General features: G+C 67.5%; 21 protein-coding genes. 10 read left to right on the forward strand and 11 right to left on the reverse strand.

Features of this window, described 5'->3' with window-relative positions; genetic code table 11:
• Positions 1-1,215 (reverse strand): cytochrome P450, encoded by a 1,215-nt coding sequence (locus AB0M15_RS21430; protein ID WP_363821529.1) that lies wholly within the window; start codon positions 1,213-1,215, stop codon positions 1-3.
• Positions 1,216-1,325: 110 nt separating this feature from the next.
• A complete protein-coding gene (locus tag AB0M15_RS21435) occupies positions 1,326-1,946 on the reverse strand; it encodes a TetR/AcrR family transcriptional regulator (RefSeq protein WP_363821532.1) in 621 nt (206 codons plus the stop codon).
• Positions 1,947-2,038: 92 nt separating this feature from the next.
• Between AB0M15_RS21435 and AB0M15_RS21440 the strand changes: the two genes are divergently transcribed.
• Positions 2,039-2,446 (forward strand): universal stress protein, encoded by a 408-nt coding sequence (locus AB0M15_RS21440; protein WP_363821535.1) that lies wholly within the window; start codon positions 2,039-2,041, stop codon positions 2,444-2,446.
• A gap of 42 nt (positions 2,447-2,488) precedes the next feature.
• Here AB0M15_RS21440 and AB0M15_RS21445 read toward each other — a convergent pair whose 3' ends face one another.
• Positions 2,489-3,205, reverse strand: a complete 717-nt coding sequence (locus AB0M15_RS21445) for an SDR family NAD(P)-dependent oxidoreductase (protein WP_363821539.1) — start codon at positions 3,203-3,205, stop codon at positions 2,489-2,491.
• A gap of 88 nt (positions 3,206-3,293) precedes the next feature.
• On the opposite strand from AB0M15_RS21445, the gene AB0M15_RS21450 reads away from it, so the two are divergent.
• Positions 3,294-3,926: a TetR/AcrR family transcriptional regulator gene (locus AB0M15_RS21450; protein ID WP_363821543.1), complete on the forward strand. Its 633-nt coding sequence runs from the start codon at positions 3,294-3,296 to the stop codon at positions 3,924-3,926.
• A 44-nt stretch (positions 3,927-3,970) separates the two neighbouring features.
• The gene (gene hrpA, locus AB0M15_RS21455) at positions 3,971-8,086 is read left to right on the forward strand and encodes an ATP-dependent RNA helicase HrpA (RefSeq protein ID WP_363821546.1); all 4,116 of its coding nucleotides are present in this window, start codon (positions 3,971-3,973) and stop codon (positions 8,084-8,086) included.
• Between the two features lie 52 nt (positions 8,087-8,138).
• Here the strand turns inward: hrpA and AB0M15_RS21460 are convergent, their stop codons facing one another.
• From AB0M15_RS21460 to AB0M15_RS21475, 4 genes are read right to left on the reverse strand one after another with little or no spacing between them, the layout of a single operon-like run.
• Positions 8,139-10,790: a discoidin domain-containing protein gene (locus AB0M15_RS21460; RefSeq protein ID WP_363821548.1), complete on the reverse strand. Its 2,652-nt coding sequence runs from the start codon at positions 10,788-10,790 to the stop codon at positions 8,139-8,141.
• A gap of 47 nt (positions 10,791-10,837) precedes the next feature.
• Positions 10,838-11,359, reverse strand: a complete 522-nt coding sequence (locus AB0M15_RS21465; protein WP_363821552.1) for a helix-turn-helix domain-containing protein — start codon at positions 11,357-11,359, stop codon at positions 10,838-10,840.
• A complete protein-coding gene (locus tag AB0M15_RS21470; RefSeq protein WP_363821555.1) occupies positions 11,359-11,982 on the reverse strand; it encodes a DJ-1/PfpI family protein in 624 nt (207 codons plus the stop codon). The genes AB0M15_RS21465 and AB0M15_RS21470 overlap by 1 nt, the downstream gene beginning before the upstream one ends.
• Positions 11,983-12,030: 48 nt before the next feature.
• Entirely contained in the window at positions 12,031-12,438 is a 408-nt protein-coding gene (locus AB0M15_RS21475; protein WP_343978740.1) for a VOC family protein, read from the reverse strand.
• Positions 12,439-12,600: 162 nt separating this feature from the next.
• Between AB0M15_RS21475 and AB0M15_RS21480 the strand changes: the two genes are divergently transcribed.
• On the forward strand, positions 12,601-13,347 hold the full coding sequence (locus tag AB0M15_RS21480) for a fructosamine kinase family protein (protein WP_363821560.1): 747 nt from the start codon (positions 12,601-12,603) through the stop codon (positions 13,345-13,347).
• A 63-nt stretch (positions 13,348-13,410) separates the two neighbouring features.
• Complete coding sequence (locus tag AB0M15_RS21485; RefSeq protein WP_363821564.1) at positions 13,411-15,024, forward strand: beta-N-acetylhexosaminidase; 1,614 nt, start codon at positions 13,411-13,413, stop codon at positions 15,022-15,024.
• A 25-nt stretch (positions 15,025-15,049) separates the two neighbouring features.
• Here AB0M15_RS21485 and AB0M15_RS21490 read toward each other — a convergent pair whose 3' ends face one another.
• Entirely contained in the window at positions 15,050-15,325 is a 276-nt protein-coding gene (locus AB0M15_RS21490; RefSeq protein WP_363821567.1) for a protealysin inhibitor emfourin, read from the reverse strand.
• Positions 15,326-15,773: 448 nt separating this feature from the next.
• Here AB0M15_RS21490 and AB0M15_RS21495 point away from each other — a divergent pair, with 448 nt between their 5' ends.
• On the forward strand, positions 15,774-15,977 hold the full coding sequence (locus AB0M15_RS21495; protein ID WP_012921273.1) for a cold-shock protein: 204 nt from the start codon (positions 15,774-15,776) through the stop codon (positions 15,975-15,977).
• A gap of 92 nt (positions 15,978-16,069) precedes the next feature.
• Entirely contained in the window at positions 16,070-16,573 is a 504-nt protein-coding gene (locus tag AB0M15_RS21500) for a DUF6328 family protein (protein WP_363821571.1), read from the forward strand.
• Here the strand turns inward: AB0M15_RS21500 and AB0M15_RS21505 are convergent.
• Positions 16,554-17,408 (reverse strand): LLM class flavin-dependent oxidoreductase, encoded by an 855-nt coding sequence (locus AB0M15_RS21505; protein ID WP_363821573.1) that lies wholly within the window; start codon positions 17,406-17,408, stop codon positions 16,554-16,556. The genes AB0M15_RS21500 and AB0M15_RS21505 overlap by 20 nt on opposite strands.
• An 82-nt stretch (positions 17,409-17,490) precedes the next feature.
• Between AB0M15_RS21505 and AB0M15_RS21510 the strand changes: the two genes are divergently transcribed.
• On the forward strand, positions 17,491-18,276 hold the full coding sequence (locus AB0M15_RS21510; protein WP_363821576.1) for a class III extradiol ring-cleavage dioxygenase: 786 nt from the start codon (positions 17,491-17,493) through the stop codon (positions 18,274-18,276).
• A 1-nt stretch (position 18,277) separates the two neighbouring features.
• On the opposite strand, the gene AB0M15_RS21515 is transcribed toward AB0M15_RS21510, so the two are convergent.
• Together AB0M15_RS21515 and AB0M15_RS21520 are read right to left on the reverse strand one after the other, a co-directional pair.
• The gene (locus AB0M15_RS21515; protein WP_363821579.1) at positions 18,278-19,264 is read right to left on the reverse strand and encodes an SMP-30/gluconolactonase/LRE family protein; all 987 of its coding nucleotides are present in this window, start codon (positions 19,262-19,264) and stop codon (positions 18,278-18,280) included.
• Positions 19,265-19,351: 87 nt separating this feature from the next.
• Entirely contained in the window at positions 19,352-19,855 is a 504-nt protein-coding gene (locus AB0M15_RS21520; RefSeq protein ID WP_363821582.1) for a DinB family protein, read from the reverse strand.
• Between the two features lie 81 nt (positions 19,856-19,936).
• Between AB0M15_RS21520 and AB0M15_RS21525 the strand changes: the two genes are divergently transcribed.
• Positions 19,937-20,314 carry a hypothetical protein gene (locus AB0M15_RS21525; RefSeq protein ID WP_363821585.1) on the forward strand — a complete coding sequence of 126 codons (378 nt, stop codon included), beginning with the start codon at positions 19,937-19,939 and terminating at the stop codon, positions 20,312-20,314.
• Between the two features lie 63 nt (positions 20,315-20,377).
• On the forward strand, positions 20,378-21,187 hold the full coding sequence (locus AB0M15_RS21530) for an LLM class F420-dependent oxidoreductase (RefSeq protein ID WP_363821589.1): 810 nt from the start codon (positions 20,378-20,380) through the stop codon (positions 21,185-21,187).
• The last annotated feature ends 48 nt before the right edge of the window (positions 21,188-21,235 follow it).

Below are 21,235 nucleotides of genomic sequence, written 5' to 3' on the forward strand. Positions count from 1 at the left end.
TCACCAGGTGACCGGAAGCGCGTGGACGCCGTAGATAGCCATGTCGTGCTTGAACGGCAACTCGTCGACCGGCACAGCCAGCGCCAGCGTCGGAATCCGCCGGTAGAGCGTGCTGTAGACGACCTGCAGCTCCACCCGCGCAAGTGGTTGCCCAAGGCACTGATGTATCCCGTACCCGAAGGCGACGTGATGCCGGGCGGCGCGGTGGATGTCGAGCTTGTCGGGATCCGGGAACGCCTCCTCGTCGCGGTTCGCGATCTCGGTCGCGACGATCACACCCTCACCCTTGCGAATCAGCTGCCCGCCGACCTCGAGATCCTCCAGCGCTACCCGGCGACGGCCGTTGTGCACGATGGTCAGATAGCGCAGCAGCTCCTCGACGGCATTGGCGACCACCTTCGGGTCATCGGTGTCGCGCAGATCGGTGAGCTGGTCAGGGTTCTCGAGCAGCGCGACGGTACCGAGGGCGATCATGTTCGCGGTCGTCTCGTGCCCGGCGATCAGGAGCAGCAGACCCATGTCGACGATGTCCTCGACGCTCATGTGGCCGGGACGCATCTGCTCGACGATCAGCCGGCTCAGCAGATCGTCGGCCGGGCCTTCGTTCTTCCGGTTCACCAGGTCCCGGAGGTAGCTCCGCAGTTCGTCGCTCGCCGCCTTCGATTCGCCGGCGGTGTTCTCGCGCCGCAGCAGCGTCTTGCCGAGCCGGTGGAAGAGAGCGCGATCTTCGTACGGGACGCCGAGCAACTCGCAGATCACCAGCGACGGAAGCGGCAAAGCCAGCGCCTCGACCAGGTCGACCGGCTTCGGGCCGGCCAGGATGTCGTCGATCAGGCCGTCGGTGATGGCCTGGATCCGGGGCCGCATCGCCTCCACCCGCTTGATCATGAAGTCGGCGGTCACCAGCCGGCGCTTGGCGGCGTGCTCGGGGTCGTCGCGGACGATGAACGCGTTGAACTGCCCCCGGTTCACCGCCTGCGCCTCGGTGCTGAACGGGAACCCGTCGTTGCGCGGGTCGGAGCTGATCCGCGGATCGGCCAGTACCTGCCGGCTGTGGTCGTACCGGGTCACCATCCACGGCGTACTGCCGTCCCACAGCTTCACCCGAGAGAGCGGTTCCTCAGCCTGCAACCGATCCAGCTCCGGCGGCGGATCGAACGGGCACTTGCCGCGCGCCATCGGATAGGTCGGTACTGCTTCCACGATCTCGGTCATCGTCGACTCCCCAGAGTTACCGAACGATTGTTTTCTTACTGAACAAACGTTAGGTAACTCGGTGCGACGACACCAGACAGTGAGAGTCAGATCACAGTTCGTGAGGAAGCTCAGACGAAGATGAGCGAAACCAGGTCGTCGAGGAAGTCCTCGTCCGGCCGATTGATCTGTACGCCGTCCAGCAGCGCGGCCCGTCCGTAGACGCTGACGAACACCAGCGACGCCGCGCGGCCGCTCGGCACCCGGAGCGGATGTCCGGCCTCGGCGCAGCGGTCGAAGGCAGCGATGAACCTGGTGAACACCTCGTGCAGCGGCCCGCTGACCGGGCGCTCGCCACTGACCGCCCGGCGAGTGGCCTTGCCGAAGAGCAGCCGGTAATGCCCCGGCTTGGCGTCGGCGAAGTCGCGATGGGCGTGCACCTGGGCACGGACCCGGCCCATCACGTCCGCGGGGTCGAGGCTCTCGTCGGCCGCGGCCATCGCCTTGATCAGCAGGCCGAACTCGTAGTCCACCAGCCCGTCGATCAGCGCGGCCCGATCGGCGAAGTGCTGATAGATGCTGGCCGGCGCGATCCCGACCGCCCGCGCGACTCCGCGGATGGTCAGACCGTCCTCGCCGCCCAGCTCCGAGAGCAGCCGGCCGGCGCCTTCCAGGATCTCGATCCGGAGCCGGTCGCCCTCGCCCCAGCGGTTGCGAACCCGCTGTTCGGTGATGGTCTCGTCGTCCGGCATCTCGTCATTGTCCCTCAGCGATGGTCCTGATTCGGTGAACCTGACGGCAATGATGTCGGGAGCAACCAGTGGGTAGTGAGAGAGTGGGCCTCGTGAAGATTCTGGTGGGCTACGTACCGACGCCCGAAGGCGAGGCCGCCCTCGAGGCCGCCGCCGCCGAAGCCGAGCTGCGCGGAGCCTCCGTCCTGCTGCTCAACACGACCCGCGGCGACACCTACGTCGACTCCCGCTACGCGAACCAGGCCGAGCTGGACGCGGCCGAGGCCCGGCTGCGCGAGCGTGGCGTCGAGGTGACGATCCAGCAAGCGGCCGGCACCGGCGACGTCGCCAACGAACTGCTCCGCGCGGCGGAGGAGAGCGACGTCACCCTGATCGTTCTGGGCCTCCGCCGCCGCAGTCCCGTCGGCAAACTCATCCTCGGCAGCACCGCCCAGCGAGTCCTCCTCGAATCCCCCGTCCCGGTGCTTGCGGTCAAGGTCGCCACCTCCCGCGACGACTAACCGCAAGCCCCGCCGGGCGGCTCCGTACCCGCTCTGGGTAGGTCAGAAGGTGCCGAACTCGCTTTCCGCCGGCTTGCGGTTGACGGACATCGACCAGGCGGCGTCGGCGATCTGGGTCGGGTCGAGATCTGCCGGCGGCTCGGCGCCCAGTTCGGCGAACTGGGCGCTGACCGCCGCGTGAATGTCGCCGCCACGGATCATGCCGCCGATGGTTAGCGCCCCGGCGTACACGCCGGTGTCCTTCAAGGTCTCGTTCAGCGTCAGAACGTACATCCGGAGCGCGGCCGAGGCCGGTGCCAGCTTGCCGAGCATCGGGATCGGGTACTTCCCACTCAGCCCACCGGGGATCAGGATCGTGCCGGTCCCCCGCTGGAGCATCTCGGGAAGTACGGCGTTGACCACCTCGATCACCGGGTGCACCAGGGTGTCGAACGTCTTCTGGACCTCGTCCGGCCGGACCTCGCCGATCGGTTTGAGTCCATCCGCGTCGTCCATCGACAGCGGGCCGAAGTACGCGGTGTCGACCGGGCCCAGATCCGCGGTGATCTGCGCGAGCACCTTGCGCAGCGCGATCGGGTCGCGGACGTCGGCGACGTACGTCCGCGCCTCGACCCCGTCCTCCTTCAGGCTCGCCTGGTACTCCGGGTGCCGGGTGGTGCTCCTGGAGACCAGCGCGACCGCGAGACCCTCCCGCCCGAACCGGCGCGCGATCGACAGCCCGAGCCCGGGCCCCACTCCCAGTACGGCGACAACCTTCATATCCAACCCCTCGGAATCGGTTAACTTGAGTACCCCCTCAAGTTCGACATAAGTTGAGGCCACCGTCAACTTTGCTAGGATGCCCACCATGCGGAAGGACGCGGAACGGAATCGGGAGCGACTGGTGGTCGCGGCCCGGGAGGTCTTCGCCGAGCACGGTCTGGACGTCGCGCTGGAGACCGTCGCCAAGCAAGCGGGGGTGAGCATCGGCACCCTCTACAACCGCTTCCCCGGCCGCGTCGACCTGGTGCGGGCGGCTTTCGCCGACCGCACGCACACTGTGAACGAACTCGCCGAGCATGCGCTCGCCCTGCCCGACCCCTGGGAGGGCTTCGTCTACTTCGTCGAGCAGGTCAGCCGTCTCCAGGCTTCCGACCGCGGCTACAACGACCTCGCCGCCCGCAGCGTCCCGGCCGCCCACACGCCCACACCCGAGCCCGAACTCGACGAAGAACACGTCCGCGGCTACGCCCTGATGACCGAGATCATCGCCCGCGCCCACGCCGGCGGCCGGTTGCGCCCGGACTTCACCATCGAGGACATGGCCTTCATCACCTGGTCCATCACCCGCACGATCGAAACCACCGCGAGAGTCCGCCCGGACGTCTGGCGCCGCCACCTCGCCCTCATCCTCGACGGCCTGCAAACCCCCGCCGCCCACCCACTCCCAGAGCCCCCGATGACCCGGGAGGAAATGGCCGTCGTCTACCGCGACTGCTAAACCGAGTGAGCGGTTGGCGCGAGCCGCCTAAACTGGTTGGTGACATGCCTGATGCCCGGACCGAATCGCAGAGTCCTACCCCAGCTACCGGTCCCGTCCAGGATCCCGGTCGCCGCCCGCGTCCACGCCGCCGTCGCAAGAAGCCAGGCGGCACTGCCGCCGTCGGTTCGGCCGACGTAGCCGGTACGACGGGAGCCGCGCGCCCGGCCGACGACGCGGCCGGTGGGATCGCGGAGTTGGCGGCGCGGCTTGACGGGCTGACCGTTTCCGATCGGGAGCAGCTTGGTCGGCGGCTTGAGCGGTTGCGGGGGGTGCGGGAGGAGAGCAAGCGGGAGAACGCGCTCTCTGACATCAGCGCGCGGATCGAGCAGGCCGAGCAACGCGTGGAGCAGCGGCGGCTCGCGGTACCGGAGATCAGCTACCCCGAAGAGTTGCCGGTCAGCCAGCTCAAAGACGAGATCGCGACCGCGATCAAGGACCACCAGGTCGTCGTGATCGCCGGTGAGACCGGCTCCGGCAAGACCACTCAGATCCCGAAGATCTGCCTCGAACTCGGCCGCGGCATCCGCGGGATGATCGGCCACACCCAACCCCGCCGGCTGGCCGCGCGCACGGTGGCCGAGCGGATCGCCGAGGAACTCGACACCGAGCTCGGCGACACGATCGGGTACGCCGTCCGGTTCACCGACAAGGTCAGCGAGCGCTCTCTGGTCAAGCTGATGACGGACGGCATCCTGCTCGCCGAGCTGCAACGCGATCGCGAGCTGAGCCGGTACGACACGCTCATCATCGACGAGGCGCACGAGCGCAGCCTGAACATCGACTTCATCCTCGGGTACCTCCGCCAGCTGCTCCCCCGCCGCCCCGACCTCAAGGTGATCATCACCTCGGCGACCATCGACCCCGAACGCTTCGCCGAGCACTTCGCCGACGCCAACGGCGAGCCCGCGCCGATCGTCGAGGTCTCCGGCCGCACCTACCCGGTCGAGACCCGGTACCGCCCGATCAACGATCCCGACGAACCGGCCACGATCGACCGAGACCAGACCCAGGCGATCCTGGACGCAGTCGACGAACTCGAACACGAGGCCTCCGGCGACATCCTGGTCTTCCTCAGCGGCGAGCGGGAGATCCGCGACACCGCCGACGCTTTGAACGAGAAGTACGCCGCGCAGCGCGGCCGGCCGGGTGGTGGAGTGGAGGTTCTCCCCCTCTACGCACGCCTCTCGAACGCTGAGCAGCACCGCGTCTTCTCGTCGCACGGCTCGAGCCGTCGGATCGTGCTCGCCACCAACGTCGCCGAGACCTCGCTGACCGTCCCCGGCATCAAGTACGTGATCGACCCCGGTACCGCCCGGATCAGCCGCTACTCGCACCGGACGAAGGTCCAGCACCTCCCGATCGAGCCCGTCTCCCAGGCCAGCGCCAACCAGCGCAAAGGCCGCTGTGGCCGGACCAGCGATGGCATCTGCATCCGCCTGTACTCCGAGGAGCACTTCGAGGCCCGTCCCGAGTTCACCGATCCCGAGATCCTGCGGACCAACCTCGCCTCCGTCATCCTCCAGATGACCTCGATCGGTCTCGGCGACATCGCCGCGTTCCCCTTCATCGACGAGCCGGACAAGCGCAGCATCACCGACGGCCTGCAGCTCCTCACCGAGCTGGGCGCGATCGACTCGGCCAAGGCGTCCGACCGCACCCGCAGGCTGACCCCGGTCGGCCGGCAACTGGCACAGATCCCGCTCGACCCGCGCCTGGCCCGGATGATCGTCGAGGCGGACAAGCACGGCTGCGTCCGCGAGGTGATGGTCATCGCCTCCGCGCTCTCGATCCAGGACCCCCGCGAGCGGCCGACCGACGCCGAGGCGCAGGCGACCCAGTCGCACGCGCGCTTCCGCGACCCCACCTCCGACTTCCTCGGCTTCCTGAACCTCTGGAACTACCTCAAGAAGCAGCAGAAGGACCTGTCCGGCAACCAGTTCCGCCGGATGTGCCGCAGCGAGTACCTCAACTACCTGCGGGTCCGCGAGTGGCAGGACATCTTCGCCCAGCTCCGCCAGGTCGCCGCGCAGATCGGCGTCACCCTCAACTCCGGCGAGGCCGCCGACCCGCAGGCCGTCCACATCTCGCTGATGTCCGGCCTGCTCTCCCATCTCGGTCTCAAGGACCCGGCCAACCAGCACCAGTACATCGGTGCCCGCGGCACCAAATTCGCGATCTTCCCGGGCTCCGGCCTGTTCAAGAAGCCACCGCAGTTCGTGATGGCCGCCGAGCTGGTCGAGACCTCGCGGCTGTGGGCCCGGGTCAACGCGAAGATCGAGCCCGAGTGGGCCGAGGACATCGCCCAGCACCTGGTCAAACGCTCCTACTCCGAACCGCACTGGGAACGCAAAGCCGGCGCGGTGATGGCGTACGAGAAGGTCACCCTGTACGGCGTACCGATCGTTGCCCACCGCAAGGTCAACTACGGCGCGGTCGACAAGGAAGTGTCCCGGGAGCTGTTCATCCGGCATGCGCTGGTCGAGGGCGACTGGGACACCCACCACAAGTTCTTCCACGAGAACCGCAAGCTGATCGAGGAAGTCGAGGAGCTGGAGGAGCGCACCCGGCGGCGCGACCTGCTGGTCGACGACGAGACTCTGTTCGCCTTCTACGACGAGCGAATCGGCGCCGACGTCGTCACCGGGCGGCATTTCGACACCTGGTGGAAGACGGCCCGGCAGCGCGACCACGACCTGCTCGACTTCGAGCGGTCGCTGGTGGTTCGCGAAGGCGCGGAGGTGAAGGAGGAAGAGTTCCCGCTCACCTGGACGCAGAACGGGATGAACTTCGACCTCACCTACGCCTTCGAGCCCGGTACGGATGCCGACGGCGTCACCGTTCACCTGCCGCTGCTCGTCCTCAACCAGGTCACGGCGGACGGTTTCGAGTGGAGTGTGCCGGGCTTCCGCGAGGAGCTCGTCACCACCCTGATCAAGTCGTTGCCCAAGGCGATCCGGCGCAACATCGTGCCGGCGCCGGATCATGCCCGGCAGATCCTCCCGATGCTCGACCCAGCGTCGGGGCCGCTGGTCGATGCGATGGCGCGCGAACTGCGGTCGTTGCGCGACGTACAGATCGACACCGAGGACTGGGACTGGTCTCGGGTGCCGGAGCATTTGCGAATGACCTTTCGGGTCGTCGACGACAAAGGCAAGACAGTGGCCGAGGGCAAGGATCTCGCGGCGCTGAAGGAACGGCTGAAGCCGAAGACGAAGGCGGCGATCTCGCAGGTCGCGTCCAAGGCGGTCAGCGGGCTGGAGAAGTCCGGGCTGACCGACTGGACGTTCGGCGACCTGCCGCGCAGCTTCTCCGAGCACCGCAACGGCCTGACCGTGGCCGGCTATCCCGCACTGGTCGACGAAGGCAAGAGTGTCGCCATCCGGCTGCAGGAGACCGAGCGCGACCAGGCTGCGGCGATGTGGAACGGCACCCGCCGGTTGCTGCTGCTCACGATGCCGTCGGTGATCGACGTGGTCCAGCGGAATCTGACCAACCAGCAGAAGATGACGCTGATGGCCGGCCCGCACCGCAACGTCGGCGAGCTGCTCGACGACGCGATCTCGGCGGCCGTCGACCAGCTGATGGCGGCGGCCGGCGGCCCGGTCTGGAACCTCACGGCGTTCTCGTTCCTCCGCGACGCCGTCCGCTCGGATCTCGCCGACACGGTGCTGACGATCCTGCAACAGGTCGAGCAGGTGCTCGGCCACGCCCGGACGGTGGACAAGCAGATCTCCCGGTCGTCGTCACCGGCCCTGCTGGCGGCGCTGTCCGACGTACGGGGCCAGCTCGAAGGCCTGATCCATCGCGGCTTCATCACCGAGGCCGGCGCCAAACGACTGCCCGACCTGGCCCGCTACCTGCGCGGGATCGAGCAGCGCCTCGACAAGATCGGCGCCAACGCGATGCGCGACCGGTCCGGGATGGCCGTCGTACAGACCCTCACCGACGAGTACCAGAAACGCCTCAAGGCGATCCCGACCGGCAAGTACCCGAGCCCGGAACTCCTCGAGGTCCGCTGGATGCTCGAGGAGCTCCGGATCAGCCTGTTCGCCCAGACACTGGGTACGCCGTACCCGGTCTCCGACAAACGCATCCGGAAGGCCCTGACGACTGCGTGAGCTACGTCCGGAGAGCCCGCCAGCGCTCTCCGGACGTCTGCTCAGCTGGGCACTAGGGATAGCTCACCACATATCGTTGCTGGTTCGCCGCATTCGCGGTGCCGCCGGTGTTGTTGATGACGTTGGCGATGGTGCCGACGCCGCCGAGGGAGACCGAGACCAGGTCGTGGAACTTCACGCCTGCGGTGTCGGGGACCTCGAACGAGCGGTCGACGACCAGGGCTGGGTTGACCTGGAAGAAGGAGTAGCTGCCGACTCCCCAGGCCTCATGAGTAGTGACGTTGTTCGCGACCTTGTACGCCGCCCAGCCTCGCGTCCCGCCGCCGCTGGTCCAGGACGCCTGGTCCGGCGGGTCGTACGGGAACTCGTTCTGGAAGAAGTACGTCTTGCCGCCGTTGCCGTTCCAGAGCACCTCGTACTGCTGGTAGTGCTCGACGAACAAGCCGTACATCGTCACGTTGTTGCCGTTGACAACCAACCCGTTGGCCGCCGTGTTGACGTTCCAGCCGACCTGGTCGCCATGGTCGGCCCGCCACAACCACATGTGGTCGCCGATCACGTTGTTGCTGTTGACCTGCAGGCTGACCGTCGCCTTGCCGAGGTGTGCGCCGCCGCCGATGCGGACGAACACGTCATGCAAGGAGGTCGGGTTCGCCGAGTGGTCGGCGTTCGAACCGGCCGGGCCGACCTCGACCAGGGTCGGCGAGTTCACCGGTCCGGCGTCGATCAGCAGGCCGCCGAGTTTGACGCCGTCGACGTCCGCGACCGAGATCGCGGTCTTGCCGTTGTCGGGCGTGAGGGTCGCCATCCCGATGCCGAGCACAACGGTGTTCGGCTTGGTCACCTTGATGGTGTCGGTCAGGTGGTAGATGCCGGGTGTGAAGAGCAGGTGCTTGCCCTGGTCGAGCGCCGCGTTGATGGTGGCGATCGGCGTGGACGGCTTGGCGACCAGGAACTGGCTCAGCGAGATCGACGTGCCCGCGGCCGGTCCGTGCGACCAGCTGGTGCCGGACGAGTTCTGCCGGAGAGCCGGTACGAAGACGTTGTAGCTGCCGGCGTTGTCGACGTACAGGAAGGGCTTTTCGCGGATCACCGGCGTGGTGCCGACGACCGTGTGGGACGGGTTCGGGAAGTTCTGCGGCGGTGCGCCGGTGGTACCGACGAACACCATGTTCCAGACCGAGCCGGCCCAGCTGCCGAACTCCGAGTTGCGCGACACCCACTGCTGCTGGGAGCCGGACACGACCCGGTTGTCGATCTTGGTGTCGGCGAACAGGCCACCGCTGGCCCAGCCGTCGCCACCGCTCCAGAGCTGGATCTCCGGCGCGCCCTTCAGGTGCATCCGCCGGTACGGCGCCGCCTGTGCGACCGCCCAGCGCTCGATCTGACCGGCCGGCGGGGTGACGGCCAGGTTCTCCGCGGAGCGCCAGAAGTTCTGGGTGGCGTTCTGCTTGTTGTTCGGGTTGTCGCCCTGCTGCAGCCAGTCGGCCTCGACCCGGACGTGGCCGTTGAGGTTGACGTCGTCCGGCGAGAGGCCGAGGCCAGCCACCTGGGTGTTGAAGCCGAGGTTGACGTCAGCGGTGTAGGTGCCGGGCTTGAACAGCAGTGCGTTGCGCTGGTCGCCGAACTGGTTGGTGTGCTGCTGCGCCGCCACTTGGTCGAGCCGCGCCTGCATCTGCGCCTGCGGGGTGGACGGGGTGAAGACGTCGACGTTCGGGCCGAAGTCCGGGTTGATCGGGTCGGTCGGCGGGATCACCGGGCCGGTGCCTCCATCGGTGGTGTGGACGACGAGCTCCCAGAGCGAGTAGCCGTAGCCGGTACCGCGCTGAGTGCCGTTGACCCGCAGGTACCGGCCGCTGCCGGTTACGTCGAGGGTCTGGTTGCCGCCGGTGCCAGTGGTCGTCGTGTAGATCGAGTTCCAGGGTCCACCTGCGTTGTCGGACACCTGGATCTGGAAGGACTTCCCGTACGCCGCCTCCCAGCTCAGGCCGACCTGGCAGACCGACTGGGTCGAGCCCAGGTCGACCTGGATCCATTGCGGGTCGGACGCCGCACTGGACCAGCGGGTGCCGGGGTTGCCGTCGACGGCGGCCGAGGCCGGAGTGCCGCCGTTCTCGACGCTCGACGCGGTAGCGGTCTTGCCCTGGGCGGCGTTGGCCGTGCCGCAAGCGGTCGGGCCGCCGTCGGTACCGCCGTACACCTGGAACTCCCAGAGCGAGTAGCCATAGCCGGTACCACGCTGGGTGCCGTTCATCCGGACGTACCGGCCGCTGCCGGTCACACTGAGCGTCTGCACGCCACCGGTGCCGGTGGTCGTCGTGTAGATCGAGTTCCACGGTCCGCCCGCATTGTCGGACACCTGGACCTGGAAGGACTTCCCGTACGCCGCTTCCCAGTTGAGGACGACCTGGCTGATAGCGGAGGTCGACCCGAGGTCGACCTGGATCCATTGCGGGTCGGACGCCGCACTGGACCAGCGGGTGGCGGTGTTGCCGTCGACGGCGGCCGCTGCCGGCGTACCGCCGTTCTCTGTACTGGAGCTGGTGACCGGCTTGCCTTGGGACAGCAGCGTGGCGGCAGCCTGAGCTCTGCCGCCCGGCGCGATCACAAGGGCCGTGGTGATCAGGAACGCGGCTGAAACCAGGATCAGCCAACGCCGGAGCAGGGCCGGAGAGCGCGCTCCGGCCGGTCTGGAACTGTGCATGGAGGCACCAATCGAGAGAGGCGGATGGGGGCGGAGAGAGCGCTCTCTCAGAGATTGGGGCGTGCGGGTGGAACTGTCAAGGGAACGTTCCCCCAGACTGGTTCCGGAACTTGTCGGTCGGACAGATCCAGCGCGTCCAGCGCCTCCGACAACTTCCTCAGCGCCGCGACCGCGTCGGCCAGTTGATCGGCACCGGCGACGTCCGACAACTCCTTCGCATGGTGCGCGTGATGCGGGCCGATCGACTGGTTCGCCGCCAGGCCTGCTGGGGTGATGGCCACCAGCTTGGCCCGGCGATGGGCGGGGTTGTCCTGATAGTCGACCAGGCCCCGCTCCGCCAACAGGTCCGCGGTCCGCTGGACGGCCTGGCGGGTGATGCCCATCTCGCGGGCGATCGCGGAGACCGTGAGCGGCTCACCGATCACCGCCCCGAGCACCTGCCAGTAGGTCGCGGTCAGCCCGGCCGGCCGAGCGAGATGCTCGGCCAGCTCGAGAAACTGACCGTTCAGCTTGAACGTCGTCAACGCGGCCGCGCTGAGCAGTTCCTGCTGGCGCTGCTGAGGCGTCATCAGGCAGACATCAGCTCGTAGAAGCCGGCCGGGTCCTGGTCGCCGTACAGCTTGTACCAGGAGTCGAGCACCGGCGGCTTGTAGACCTCCAGCCGCGCGAAGATCGCCCGCGCGAACTCGACCGGCGCGTTGGCGCCCGCGGTGATCAGGTCGCGATCGATCACAGCTGCCTCTTCCTTGTAGAGCTCGCCGCCCTTGTAACCAGGGCTGTCCAGGAACGCCGCCGCGTTGCTCGTGTGCTCACGGTCGTCCAGCAGACCCGCCATCGCGAGCGCGCCCGTCGCTCCACAGATCGCCGCCACCGGTACGCCGGCGTCGAGGAACTCGCGTGCCTTCTCGACGTACGGCGCATAGGCCTCGGTCGGCCAGATGTCGTTGCCCGGCAGGATCAGCATCGCGCTGTCCTCGGGCTTCAGATCTGCGATGGTCGCGTCCGGGAGCACCCGCATCCCGCCCATCGTGGTGACCGGCTCCAGGCCGGTGCTGACCGTCTGCATCCTGAAACGGCCGGGCGCCTGGTGCCACTGCCCGTTGTTGATGTGGGCGGCGACGAAGCCGACCTCCCAGTCGGCGAGCGTGTCGTAGACGGCCAGGTGGACGGTGGTTTGCTCGTTCGTAGACATGACAACACCTTGTCATTTTGACAAGGTGTTGTCAATGCCTCGAAGTCCTTAGACGCTGTCCAGGCAGATTCGGAACGGGTGGCCGGCTGGGTCGGCGTAGATGCGCCAGCCGCGGTGGTTCTCCGCCGGGGGTGCGTCGACCGGGTCGAGCGGTTCGGCGCCGAGGGCGACGACCGTGGCGTGGCCGCTCGCCAGGTCCTCGACCACCAGGTCGAGGTGAAGTTGCTGTGCGTCCGTGCCCGGCCAGGTGGCCGGTACGTAGTCCTCCGAACGCCGGAAGCCGAGCGTCGACCCGGGGCCGGTCAGGCTCCGCCAGTCGTCGTCGCCGTGCTCGTCGATCTCCAGACCGAAGAGCGTCGAGTAGAACCGGGCAAGCTCGAGCGGGTCCGGGCAGTCCAGCACCACCGAGCCGAGCCGCCCGGCACTGGTGCCCGGCTGCTCTGCCACCTGAGTCATCTGTCCTCCAGCTTCCTGATCAGGAAAGTCCTCTTAAGGCCGGGCCCGTCCTTGGTCGGAGAAGGCCCGGCCGCAAACAATGACAGGTCGGACCGACATTCCGCACCTTTCGACACGCCTTGTTGAGCAGTCATGAATTCCCCCGCCTGCCAGAGTCCTTTCATGCATTTCGTCAAGGAACGCCCGGATGCCCCACCCGGCTTCTTCGAGGCCGAGGCAGCCGGCCTGCACTGGCTCGCCGTCCCCGGAGGCGTACCAGCAGTCCAGCCACTGGACGTCTCCCCCACTCGGATCGTCCTGCCGCGCCTGACGCTCGCTCAGCCGACGCCAGAGGCGGCAGAGGAGTTCGGCCGTCGTCTGGCCATCACGCACGCAGCTGGCGCCGAGTACTTCGGGCAGCCACCGGCAGGGTGGACGGGCGACGGCTACATCGGCAATACCCGGCTCCCCCACCCGAAGCAGCCGATTGGGTCCTGGGCCGAGTTCTACGCGAAGTACCGGCTTGAGCCGTACGTGCGGCAGGCCTACGACTCCGGCGTCCTCAACGACGGCGCCCGGCAATTGTTCGACCGTGTGTGCGACAGGCTCACCGAAGAGGCGCCGGAACCGCCCAGCAGGCTCCATGGCGATCTCTGGTCGGGCAACGTGCTCTGGACCGCGGACGGCGTCCACCTGATCGATCCGGCGGCTCATGGCGGGCACCGGGAGACCGACCTGGCCATGCTGGGGTTGTTCGGGCTGCCCCACCTGGACCGCGTGTTGGCCGCCTACGACGAGGCGGAGCCTCTCGCGGACGGTTGGGAGGGGCGGATCGGGCTCCATCAGCTTCATCCGCTGTTGGTGCATGTGGTGTTGTTCGGCGGGTCGTACGTCGGACAGGCGGTCGCTGTCGCAGCGCGGTACGGGTGAGTAATGGAGGGAGTTTGCTGAAAGATCTTGACTCCAGCTGTGAGCAGACGAACACTTCCGGTCATGACACGACTCGCCCGCCCTCGTCGTCGGGTCTCGCTGGTCGGCCTCGTCTCGGCCGCTCTGCTAGCGACTCCCCTGATCGCTCTCACCACCACGCCTGCCACCGCTCAGCCGGCGGCAGCCCCGGCACCCGCGCTGATCCCCAAGCCGACCTCGCAGCAGGCACTGACCGGCCAGGACTACTCCCTGAAGCCGTGGAGCGTCGTCGGTGTCGCCACCAGTTCCAAGGAGCGCCGTGCGGCCCAGAAGGTCGCCGGCCAGCTCACCTCACAGCTCCGGCGTACGACGGGTTACCCGCTGCCCGTAGTACCGGTGATAGCCGGCGTGACCGACATCAAGCTTTCCACCAACGGCCCGTCCAGCCTCGGCGCCGAGGGGTACCAGCTGCGCGTCGACCGCAAGGGCGTCAGCGTCACCGCTGCGACCCCGGAGGGCCTCTACCGGGGTGTCACCACCCTGCGGCAGCTCCTGCCCGCCAAGGCCGACGCCAGGACCCGCCAGGCTGGTCCCTGGAACTTGGCCGGTACTGCGATCGCCGACTCGCCCCGCTATGGGTACCGCGGCGTCATGCTCGACGTCTCGCGGCACTTCTTCTCGGTGGCCGAGGTCAAGCGCTACATCGACCTGGCGTCGCTCTACAAGGTCAACAAGCTGCACATGCACCTCGCGGACGACCAGGGCTGGCGGATCCAGGTCGACTCCTGGCCGCGGCTCACGACGTACGGCGGCAGCCTGGAGGTCAACGGCACGCCTGGTGGGTCGTACAGCAAGGCCGACTTCGCAGAGATCGTCCGGTACGCCGCTGATCACTACCTGCAGGTCATCCCCGAGATCGACACCCCCGGTCACACGAACGCAGCGCTGGCGTCCTACGCGCAGCTGAACTGCGACGGTGTCGCCCCGCCGCTCTACACAGGCACCGACGTCGGCTTCAGCTCGCTCTGCGTCGCCAAGCCGCTCACCTACGACTTCCTGGGCGACGTGTTCCGCGAGATCGCTCAGCAGACACCGGGCGACGTCATCCACCTGGGTGGCGACGAGGCGCACTCGACGCCGCACTCGGACTACCAGACGTTCGTACCGAAGGCAGCGGCCGCCATCACCAAGCAGCACAAGCGGGTGATGGGCTGGCAGGAGATCGGCGACACCGTCCTGCCGGCCGGCAGCATTGCGCAGTACTGGGGTACCGACGACGCCGGCTCGCAGGAACTGGCTCGGAAGGCTGCAGCTCAGGGCGCCAAGGTCGTGATGTCCCCGGCCAACCGGGCCTACCTGGACATGAAGTACGACGACAGCACGCCGTACGGGCAGGACTGGGCCGGTCTGGTCGACGTGAAGACGGCCTACGACTGGAACCCGTCCACGCTGGTCCCGAACCTGCCGGAGAACGCCGTAGCCGGTGTCGAGGCCCCGCTGTGGACCGAGACGCTAGATGACGTCGACAAGCTCGAGTACATGGCCTTCCCGCGTCTGCCGGGCATCGCCGAGCTGGGCTGGTCGCAGGCCTCGGCACTCGACTGGACGGCGTACAAGGACCGCCTGGGCGGCCAGGGGTCGCGGTGGGACGCACTGAGCGTCAACTTCTACCGCGCGCCTGAGATCGACTGGCGCTAGTCACCAACCTCGCACCGCCTGGCTCTTAGGACTGCAGCACGCGGTCCAGGAGCCAGGCGGTGTCTGCGTCCAGGTCCTGCTCCGCCACCAGGAGCTCTGTGGGCTCTGCGTCGGCCGTGGCGTGGACCTGCAGGCGGTAGACGTACCTGTCGGGCTGCGGGCGGCCAGAACCCAGCTGTGCCCGGTCCAGGCCGCGTGCGACCTGCTCCAGACGCTCACTGTCGGGTTGGGCCGCGGTATCCAGCTCACCGGTCGCCGTCAGGCCGGCGAATCCACCGCTGCGTACCACTTTGAGGATCACCCGCCCACCATTTCTCGCCTGGTGTCGGATGTCCAGAGCCGTACGACACGCCGGGGACAACTAGCACGGATGGGCAGCGATCACCGGGCGTACAGGCCGCTTTGTCCATCCTTGTCTGGCACCGGAACCCCTCTGGAGCGGCCTCCCAGGCGTGAATCAGCAGGTCGGCGGGGGTTTCGTTGTCTTCACACCGGGCTCCAGCGGGCCCGGAGCGCCGGGCCGGTCGTTTCACGCTCTGTGGCGGGCGGCAACTTTCCGCGACACGTGTTCCCGATCACCCCCCACACGAGCCTCCTGATCGGCTACAGTTATCGCGTTGCAGTTTTGGACTCCCACTGACTTTTGCTGTGCTGTACGGCCGGTTTCGTCGTCTGGGGCCTTTCGGCGACACGCGGTTCATGAGGTGTGGATCGCGTCTTGTTACAAGCCATCAAGGAGATAGACAACAATGGCTGTCGGTACTGTCAAGTGGTTCAACGCTGACAAGGGCTTCGGCTTCATCACCCCGGATGACGGTGGCGCGGACGTGTTCGCGCACTACTCGGCCATCCAGACCTCGGGCTTCCGCTCGCTGGACGAGAACCAGCGCGTCGAGTTCGAGATCACCCAGGGCCAGAAGGGCCTGCAGGCGGAGAACATCCGTCCGATCTGATCTTCGGATCAGTCCTTCTAAGAACTGAGTAACGAGAGAGCCGTACACCACCCGGTGTGCGGCTCTCTTCAGTCTGCGGCAACATCTACCGCATGACCGACGAACCGCAGCCCCGCTCCGCCCGCTACCAGCGGCCGGAGGAGGACGCGGGCGAGCGACTCGACCGGCAGTGGATCGAGTTGCTGCAGGAGCTCCGGCTGGCCCAGACGGGGACGCAGGTCCTGTTCGCGTTCCTGCTCGGCATCGCGTTCACGCCGGTCTTCTCCGACGCCGACGCGTTCACCCACGACGTCTACGCCGTCACGATCATCGCCTCGGCGCTGGCGACCGCCCTGTTCCTCGCACCGGTCTCGTTCCACCGGATCGTCTTCAAGCAGAAGGTCCGCGACAAGATGATCCCGATCGCCGCCCGGATGACGAGTGCGGGCCTGGTGATCCTGCTCGTCGCGATCAGCGGCGGCCTGCTGCTCGTCCTCGACGTCGTCCTCAACCGGACGACAGCCATCATCATCGTGGCCGCCGTCCTGGCCTGGTTCGTCGCGTTCTGGTACGTCCTGCCGGCCTGGGTCCGGCGCTCTAGCGCAGCCGCGGAATGACCTCGGCGGCAACCTGCTCCAGTACGTCCTCGCTACCGGCGTAGATGCCGTCGGGGCGGGGCCAGTGGGTGATGACGTCGGTGAAGCCGAGTTCGGCGGCGCGGCTGGTGGCGTCCTCGAAGGCGGCGGCGCTGCTCAGGGCGTAGCGCTTGGAGTCGAGGGAGAGGTAACGGTCGAAGGACCGGCCTTCCAGTACGTCGTCCAGCCGGCTGCTCAGGTCGCGGACCGTGCCGAACCAGCTCTCGTAGTCGTCGGCCTTGCCACCGGTGGTCACCCAGCCGGTGCCGTACTGGGCGGCGAGGCGCAGCGAGCGCGGGCCGTTGGCGGCCATCACGAACGGGATCCGGGGCTGCTGGATGCAGCCGGGCAAGGTGCGGCCGTTGCGCGTCTCGAAGTACTCGCCCTTGAAGTCGACCTTGTCGGTGGTCAGCAGCTTGTCGAGCAACTCGACGAACTCGGCCAGCCGGTCGACCTTCTGCCGCGGCGTCAGCTCGTCGCCGCCGAGGATGGTCGAGTCGATCCCGCCGCCCGAGCCGATGCCGCACAGGAACCGGCCGTCGGAGATGTCGTCCAGGGCGAGCAGTTCGCGGGTCAGCGCCAGCGGGTGCCGGAAGTTCGGCGAGGTGACGAAGGTACCGAGCTTGATGGTCGAGGTGGCCAGCGCCGCCGCGGTCAGCGTCGGGGTCGTCCCGTACCAGGGCGAGTCCTGCAGACCGCCCCAGGTCAGGTGGTCGTAGGTCCAGGCGTGATCGAAGCCCAGCTCCTCGGCCCGGCGCCATTTCGGCCCGGCCACGGACCAGCGGTACTCCGGCAGGATGGTGATTCCGAATCGCATGATCCGCACCCTAACGCCTCTGGGAATAAGTTGAGTGCTCAACTACATTGGGAGAGGTACGACCCTCTGGAAGGACTCTCCGATGAGTGACACTCAGCAGCCGGTGCTCTATCTCAGTCATGGCGCTCCCCCGCTGGCCGACGACCGGCAGTGGACGGCCGAACTCGCCACCGTCTCGGCCGGCCTCGCCAAGCCGACCGCGATCCTGATCGTCTCGGCGCACTGGGAGGCCGCGCCGCTCACGTTGGCGGCGACCGAGACCGTGCCGCTGCTCTACGACTTCTGGGGCTTTCCGGAGCGGTACTACCAGGTGCAGTACGCCGCCCCGGGCGCGCCCGAGCTTGCCGATCAGGTGCGGAAGCTCCTGCACTCCCCCGCTACTCCGGTGTACGACGACCCGCGTCGCGGGCTCGATCATGGCGCTTATGTGCCGTTGAAGGAGATGTACCCGGAGGCCGACATCCCCGTTCTTCAGGTGTCGATGCCGACGCTCGACCCGAAGCAACTGTTCGACATCGGCCGCAAGCTGGCGCCGTTGCGCGACCAGGGTGTGCTGATCATCGGCAGCGGATTCACCACCCACAACCTGAGCGCGATCAACCTCAGCGGAGCGCCCGACGGCATCGCGCCGAGCTGGTCGATCGAGTTCGACGACTGGGCCAAGCGGGCGCTGGCCGCGCAGGACATCGACTCGTTGATCGACTTCCTGCACAAGGCGCCGGCTGCGGGGATCGCGCATCCCCGGACCGAACACTTCGCACCGTTGTTCGTCTCGCTCGGTGCGTCGGAGGATTCACTCGGTACTGCGGAGACCGTCGTCGACGGGTTCTGGTACGGCCTGTCCAAGCGATCCTGGCAGATCAGCTGACTCAGCGCTCAGGGGTCGGGAAGGTGGCCAGATGGGTGGTGCCGATGCTGCTCAGCCAGACCTGCCCGTCGCGCTCACGGACGCCGGTGGGCATCCGGAAGTCGGGGTGCTTGCCCCGGAGGTCGTGCACCAGGTTGCCGTCATCGTCGTAGGCCTGGATCTCGATGATGTCGGCGGCCTTTGGTTTGAGCGCCTCGGGCAGTGCCCAGACCACTTTGCGGAGTACCGGCTGTTTGGGCAGCAGCAAGTCCAGCAACGCGTTGCGGGGTGAGCCGATCGCGACCCAGATCAGGCCGTCCGAGCCGCGCGAGATGTTGTCGGGCAGGCCGGGGATCATCGCAACCAGCTCGGGCTCGGCGCCTTCGGTGGTGAGATCGACCTTGAAGAGTCCGTAGCTGGCGGTCTCGACGAAGAACAGCGTCTGGCGGTCACCGCTGAGCGCGACACCGTTCGGGAACGGGCGGTCCGTCGCCAGCCGGGTGAGCTCGCCGTCGGGGGTGAGCCGGTACAGACTGCCCGTACTGGAGTGCTCGAGCAGATCGGCCATCCACTCGTCGACGCCGAACCGCGTGGACGAGTCGGTGAAGTAGATGGTGCCGTCGGGCAGTACGTCCGCGTTGTTGCAGAACTTCATCGGCCGCCCGTCGATCTCGCCCAGCAGCGTCTCGATCCGCCCGCCCTGGTCGACGGTGAGCAGCCCGCGGTTCGCGTCGCAGACGAGCAGCTTGCCGTTCGGCAGCCACTCGAGACCCAGCGGCCGGCCGCCGGTGTCCGCAAGCACGTCGATCGTCTTCCAGTCCGGGCTCAGCCGCAGGATCCGCCCGTCGAGCAACCCGGTCAAAACGTTGCCATCGGCATCGATCAACGCGTCTTCGGGACCTTCGCCCGGTACCGGCACGGCCCGTACTTCGATCCGCCGCGGTTCCCGCGCCGGCGGTACTGGAGGCGGCGTCCACCGAACCGGGGCGATGCTCGACTTCGGACTCATGCCGAAACCCTAGCGTCAACCCGATCGAGATCGTCGATACGTTGCGCTCCGGCTTCAGCTATTTCCAGTGCTACACGATCGGCCTGGTTATTCGCCGGTGGAGCCGTCGAGGCGTTCTCGGAGGAGGTCGGCGTGGCCGTTGTGGCGGGCGTACTCCTCGATCATGTGGGCGAGGACCCAGCGCAGGGAGAAGCGGCGGCCTTGGTCCTCGCCTACGTGGTCGGGGTCCAGGTCGGCTATGACGGCGCGGGCCCGTTCGACGGCTTGGTCGTAGCGGTAGAGGTCTGCGGCGTACTGCTTCGGGTCGAGGCCGATCCAGTCGCCCTCGGGGCGTTCGGGAGTCGCGTACGGGTAGACGACAGGTTCGTCGGTGAAGGTGCCGACGAACCAGCCGAGCTCGTTCTCGGTGAGATGGCGGATCAGGCCGTGCAGTGTCATCGAGGACGGGTCGACAGACGGCGTACCGAGTTGTTCCGGAGTGAGGCCTTCGCATTTCCAGCGGAGGGTGGCGCGCTGGAAGTCCAGGAAGCCGACGAGGGTCTCCTTCTCGCCGGCCTCGGTTGGCGGGTCTGGTCTGCCGTTGAGGTCCATGTCCGGGAACCTATCGCCTCGCACGGACAATCCGGCTGATGACGGATACCCGATGACACGACGATGTTCCACACTGTCGGGATGAACCGCCGACTGGGTGTCACCGTAGTACTGGCCGTGGCGGTGGTCGCCGGCTGCGGAGGCGAGGAGACCAAAGCAGCCGCCCCCACGCCCACGGCGAAGGCATCCAAGGACCCGCTGACCAGCTGCGTCGATCAGCTCGTCTACTGGGGTACCGAGAACCTGCGCGGCGCGCCCGGCCAGGAGGGCGACTACCAGCACATGGGGTTGACCGCCGACAAGTACGACGCGCTCCGGAAGATCCAGAAGAACGCCCGGGTGATCATGGCCAAGGGCAAGCTCCCGCCGACCTGGCTGCAGGAGCAGTCCGAGGCTGCCTGCCGGAAGATCGTGGCGACTCCGAAGCCCAGCAACACCGTCGGCGGCTGGCCGCAGTAGCGGTCCGGCTCAGATACCGGCCTCCATCCGGAGGATCCTCCGATACGGCGTAGGCTGGCGCGCATGAGTACTGAAGCCCCCCTCCCCTATAGCAAGTATCCGGTCCGGATCGGTGTCCAGGTTCAGCCTCAGCACGCGGAGTACGCGGACATCCGGCGGACCGTCGCGGCGGCCGAGGAGATCGGCGTCGACGTGGCCTTCAACTGGGACCACTTCTACCCGCTGTCCGGTGAGCCGGACGGCCTGCACTTCGAAGCCTGGACGATGCTCGGCGCCTGGGCCGAGGCGACCGAGCGAATCGAGATCGGCTGCCTGGTCACCTGCAACACGTACCGCAACGCCGACCTGCTCGCCGACATGGCCCGCACCGTCGACCACATCAGCAACGGCCGGCTGATCCTCGGCATCGGCTCGGGCTGGTTCGAGCGCGACTACGACGAGTACGGCTACGAGTTCGGTACTGCGGGCGGCCGGCTCGACGCTCTCGCCGAGTCGCTGCCGCGGATCGAGCAACGCTGGGCCAAGCTCAACCCGGCGCCGACCCGGGACATCCCGGTCCTGATCGGCGGCGGTGGCGAGAAGAAGACGCTCAAGCTGGTCGCCAAGCACGCGACCATCTGGCACGGCTTCGGCGACGCCGAGACGATCGCGCACAAGCACGAGGTGCTCGACGCGCACTGCGCCGCGATCGGCCGCGACCCGGGCGAGATCGAGCGCTCGACCGCGGTCGGCGACAAGTCCCCCGAGGAACTGGGCAAGGCGATGCTCGAGGTGGGCACCCGGCTGTTCACGGTCAGTACGTCCGGGCCCGAGTACGACCTGGGTCTGCTGCGCGACTGGGTGGCCTGGCGCGACGAGGTCAACCAGGCCTGAGTCGGGTGCGCGTCGTAGTACCGGACTCCTGGTACTACGGACGCGCGC

This window comes from Kribbella sp. NPDC051718 (genome assembly GCF_040681515.1).
Taxonomy (GTDB): Bacteria; Actinomycetota; Actinomycetes; order Propionibacteriales; family Kribbellaceae; genus Kribbella.

Bases quoted from the DNA above. Each gene is read 5' to 3' on its own strand.
- AB0M15_RS21430 (WP_363821529.1), bottom strand. From the start codon at position 1,215: ATGACCGAGATCGTGGAAGCAGTACCGACCTATCCGATGGCGCGCGGC.
- AB0M15_RS21435 (WP_363821532.1), bottom strand. From the start codon at position 1,946: ATGCCGGACGACGAGACCATCACCGAACAGCGGGTTCGCAACCGCTGG.
- AB0M15_RS21445 (WP_363821539.1), bottom strand. From the start codon at position 3,205: ATGAAGGTTGTCGCCGTACTGGGAGTGGGGCCCGGGCTCGGGCTGTCG.
- AB0M15_RS21450 (WP_363821543.1), top strand. From the start codon at position 3,294: ATGCGGAAGGACGCGGAACGGAATCGGGAGCGACTGGTGGTCGCGGCC.
- hrpA (WP_363821546.1), top strand. From the start codon at position 3,971: ATGCCTGATGCCCGGACCGAATCGCAGAGTCCTACCCCAGCTACCGGT.
- AB0M15_RS21460 (WP_363821548.1), bottom strand. From the start codon at position 10,790: ATGCACAGTTCCAGACCGGCCGGAGCGCGCTCTCCGGCCCTGCTCCGG.
- AB0M15_RS21465 (WP_363821552.1), bottom strand. From the start codon at position 11,359: ATGACGCCTCAGCAGCGCCAGCAGGAACTGCTCAGCGCGGCCGCGTTG.
- AB0M15_RS21470 (WP_363821555.1), bottom strand. From the start codon at position 11,982: ATGTCTACGAACGAGCAAACCACCGTCCACCTGGCCGTCTACGACACG.
- AB0M15_RS21475 (WP_343978740.1), bottom strand. From the start codon at position 12,438: ATGACTCAGGTGGCAGAGCAGCCGGGCACCAGTGCCGGGCGGCTCGGC.
- AB0M15_RS21480 (WP_363821560.1), top strand. From the start codon at position 12,601: ATGCATTTCGTCAAGGAACGCCCGGATGCCCCACCCGGCTTCTTCGAG.
- AB0M15_RS21485 (WP_363821564.1), top strand. From the start codon at position 13,411: ATGACACGACTCGCCCGCCCTCGTCGTCGGGTCTCGCTGGTCGGCCTC.
- AB0M15_RS21495 (WP_012921273.1), top strand. From the start codon at position 15,774: ATGGCTGTCGGTACTGTCAAGTGGTTCAACGCTGACAAGGGCTTCGGC.
- AB0M15_RS21500 (WP_363821571.1), top strand. From the start codon at position 16,070: ATGACCGACGAACCGCAGCCCCGCTCCGCCCGCTACCAGCGGCCGGAG.
- AB0M15_RS21505 (WP_363821573.1), bottom strand. From the start codon at position 17,408: ATGCGATTCGGAATCACCATCCTGCCGGAGTACCGCTGGTCCGTGGCC.
- AB0M15_RS21510 (WP_363821576.1), top strand. From the start codon at position 17,491: ATGAGTGACACTCAGCAGCCGGTGCTCTATCTCAGTCATGGCGCTCCC.
- AB0M15_RS21515 (WP_363821579.1), bottom strand. From the start codon at position 19,264: ATGAGTCCGAAGTCGAGCATCGCCCCGGTTCGGTGGACGCCGCCTCCA.
- AB0M15_RS21520 (WP_363821582.1), bottom strand. From the start codon at position 19,855: ATGGACCTCAACGGCAGACCAGACCCGCCAACCGAGGCCGGCGAGAAG.
- AB0M15_RS21525 (WP_363821585.1), top strand. From the start codon at position 19,937: ATGAACCGCCGACTGGGTGTCACCGTAGTACTGGCCGTGGCGGTGGTC.
- AB0M15_RS21530 (WP_363821589.1), top strand. From the start codon at position 20,378: ATGAGTACTGAAGCCCCCCTCCCCTATAGCAAGTATCCGGTCCGGATC.